Annotated in this window: 3 protein-coding genes and 1 pseudogene; all 4 read left to right on the forward strand. The window is 59.8% G+C overall.

The genetic code is table 11. The annotated features are described in order from the left end of the window. Positions 1 to 222: pseudogene (locus tag PHT20_RS16600) on the forward strand (hypothetical protein); the annotation flags it as partial. Further along, positions 219 to 1064, forward strand: coding sequence for a transporter substrate-binding domain-containing protein (locus tag PHT20_RS16605; RefSeq protein ID WP_300178780.1), 846 nt, complete (start codon positions 219 to 221; stop codon positions 1062 to 1064). The pseudogene PHT20_RS16600 and the gene PHT20_RS16605, both read left to right, overlap by 4 nt. A 22-nt stretch (positions 1065 to 1086) precedes the next feature. Continuing rightward, positions 1087 to 1743 (forward strand): amino acid ABC transporter permease, encoded by a 657-nt coding sequence (locus tag PHT20_RS16610; RefSeq protein WP_300178783.1) that lies wholly within the window; start codon positions 1087 to 1089, stop codon positions 1741 to 1743. A gap of 16 nt (positions 1744 to 1759) precedes the next feature. Then, positions 1760 to 2545, forward strand: a complete 786-nt coding sequence (locus tag PHT20_RS16615) for an amino acid ABC transporter ATP-binding protein (protein WP_301021403.1) — start codon at positions 1760 to 1762, stop codon at positions 2543 to 2545. Positions 2546 to 2791 lie beyond the last annotated feature (246 nt).

The raw sequence follows: 2791 nt of genomic DNA on the forward strand, positions 1-2791 counted from the left end.
TTTGGCATGGGGGCCTGCCAGGGCCGGTTTTGTGCCCACACCACAAGCCAACTGGCGCATGAACACGGTTTTGGCTTTGATCCCGCGGCGCTCAACGGCGACGTGCCGCGCTGGCCACTGCGCCCTGTGTCGCTGGCGGCGTTGGCCGCTTATGCCGAACCCGGCTCTGAATCCATTTTTAACCGGCAAGCCACTTGCCATTTTCAAGGAGAAAAGCCATGACCAAGACCAACCGCCGCAACGTGCTTTTGGGTAGCGCCGCTTTATTGGGCTCTGCCATAACCGTCCCAACCTGGGCGCAGAACCAGGCTGACATGGCCACCTGGGAGCGCATTGCCAGCAGCAAAACGCTGCGCATTGCCGCCGTGGCTGGCGGCGCCCCTAATTACCACAAAGACCTGGCCACCGGTCAATGGAGCGGCATCATGATCGACCTGGCCAATGATTTGGCCGCCAAGCTCGGTGTCAAGCTGGAGATCAGGGAGACCACTTGGGGCAATTCGGTGCTGGACTTGCAGTCCAACAAAATTGACATCTTTTTTGGTCTGAACCCGACGCCACAACGCATGAAGGTGATTAGCTTTTCCGAGCCGCTGTACAACAACGCCTACAGCCTGATTGCCAAAAAAGGCTTCAACCCCAAGACCTGGGAAGAGATGGACACGCCTGAGGTGACCATCGCTGTCGATGTCGGTTCGTCTTACGACAACCTGGTGACCGCCATGTACAAAAAAGCCAAAATTCTGCGCTTTGAGAAATCCGCCGATGCCACGCTGGCGGTACAAACCGGTCGTGCCGATGTGCAGCCGCTGGTGGTCACGCTCTCAGCCGGTATTGTCAAAAAGAACCCCGGCATTGGCCATGTGGTGGTGCCTGAGCCCATCAAGGGCACTTCCACCAACGCCGGGCTGCGCATGGAGACCGATCAGCGTTGGAAAACCTATGTGGACGGCTGGATTGCCGAGCTGCGCAAAAGCGGCGCCATCAACACCATCGTGCTGGGCAACCTGGACAAGCTGATGAGCATCAAGCGCGAAGAGATCCCCGCCATCGTCAGTTTCTAACCCATTCGCAAGGGACGTTGGCGTGTACGAGTGGAACTTTCAATACCTCTGGCAATACCGCCAGCTGTTTGCCAATGGGCTGATGGTCACGGTGGGCTATAGCCTGCTGTGCATCGTGTTTGGCCTGACGGTGGGGCTGGTGGCCGGTATCGGCGGGCTGGCCAAATCGCGGCTGATTCATCTGCCTCTGAAATGGTATGTGGAGCTGTTTCGGGCCACGCCGGTGCTGGTGTTGATCATCTGGTTTTATTACGCGCTGCCGGTGCTCATTGGCGTGGCCATGACGGCATCGGTGGCGGCGGTGCTGGCCTTGTCCTTGTACGGCGGGGCGTTTTACGCCGAGATCATCCGGGGCGGCATTGTGTCCATCGACCCCGGCCAGAGTGATGCCGCGCGTGCCCTCGGCATGACGCGTTTTCAGGTGATGCGCCGGGTGGTGCTGCCGCAGGCCTTGCGGCGCATGACGCCGCCGCTGATGAACCAGTCCATCATGCAGCTCAAAAATACCTCGTTGCTGTCGGTGCTGGCCCTGCCTGACCTGGTCTACCAAGGCCAGGCGGTGGCGCACGAAACCTACCGTCCGCTGGAGGCCTACACGCTGATTGCGCTGATGTACATCGCCATTTTGTTGCCCGCCAGCAAACTGGTGCGCCGGCTTGAATCCAAACGCGCCGAGTAAGTTTTATCACCAGACAATGAAGCACGCCAGACGCCATGCCATGATCGACATTCACGGGTTACAAAAGAGCTTTGGTGACCACGTCGTCCTCAAAGACATCCACATGCACATTGACAAAGGCGCGGTGGTGGCGCTGCTGGGGCCCTCGGGCTCAGGCAAGTCCACGCTGCTGCGCTGTGTCAACCTGTTGACCATTCCCGACAAGGGCAGTATCCGCGTGGGCGATCACGAAATGACCTATTCAGGCGATGCCACGCGCTTGCCTGGCGACCGCACGTTGGCGCGCTTTCGAGCCAATACCGGCATGGTGTTTCAGCATTTCAACCTGTTTCCGCACATGTCGGTGCTGCAAAACGTCATGGAAGGCCCGGTCACCGTGCTGCGCGCGCCCAAGGCCAAAGCGCGTGAGCAAGCCCATGCCCTGTTGGCCAAAGTGGGTCTGCAGGACAAGGCTGACCAATACCCGGCGCAACTCTCGGGTGGCCAGAAGCAGCGTGTGGCCATTGCCCGCGCGCTGGCCATGCAGCCGCAGGTGATGCTGTTTGACGAGGTCACCTCTGCGCTGGACCCCGAATTGGTAGGCGAGGTGCTGGGCGTGATCCGCGACCTGGCAGCAGACGGCATGACCATGATTCTGGTCACCCACGAGATGTCGTTTGCACGCGAGGTGGCTGACCAGGTGGTCTTCATGCGCGACGGCGTGGTGCTGGAAAGCGGCACGCCGCAGGCAGTCATTGACGAACCGCAACAAGCCGCCACACAGCAGTTTTTTGCGCGCTACCACGCGGGTCAGACTGTTTAATGGCCGTATCAACCGGCCCCTGGCTGTACCGTTCTTGGCGTTTGATGCCTGTCAGGCTGATGTCTCAGGCTCAATGCCATAATCTCGCCCCATGAACCCCTTGCACACCCTGCGCACCTCACCTTGGCTGGCCAAATTGGCCTTGCTGTGGTTTGCTTTGACGCTGGGTGTGGCCGTGGCCTCGCCCATGGTGCAGCCGCACAACGAGCTGGTCATTTGCACCGGCGCGGGCATGCTCAAGGTGGT

The sequence above is a fragment of the Rhodoferax sp. genome, assembly GCF_028715765.1.
GTDB lineage: Bacteria > Pseudomonadota > Gammaproteobacteria > Burkholderiales > Burkholderiaceae_C > Rhodoferax.